The following is a 265-nucleotide window of genomic DNA, read 5'->3' on the forward strand; positions in this document are numbered from 1 at the left end:
AAAGAAAATCTGGAAGCGGTCGAAAATTTCAAGGGTAGCCGGGATGAAAAGCTGGTTGTCCTTTACTGTAAGCAGCTTGGTATCAACTATAAAAATCTGTCAGACGAAGAATTTCGCTGGCTCATTCGGATTCTCAAAAAATCAAAGAAAATGGGAACGCCTATCAGCCAGAGGAAAAAAAGGTAAAGAAAAACCGCTGTTGCATGGTTTGTTAGCTTCCATGTAGCAGCGGTTTTTGCTGGGATTATTCAGTTGAATTTTTAGA

At 40.0% G+C, this 265-nt stretch carries 1 pseudogene; it reads left to right on the forward strand.

Going from position 1 to position 265, the window contains the following annotated elements:
* Nucleotides 1-186 (forward strand): annotated as a pseudogene (locus tag DXA87_RS17615) (transcriptional regulator); the annotation flags it as partial.
* Between the last annotated feature and the right edge of the window lie 79 nt (nt 187-265).

The organism is Desulfotomaculum sp. OF05-3 (assembly GCF_003435535.1).
Lineage (GTDB): Bacteria > Bacillota > Clostridia > Lachnospirales > Lachnospiraceae > Pilosibacter > Pilosibacter fragilis.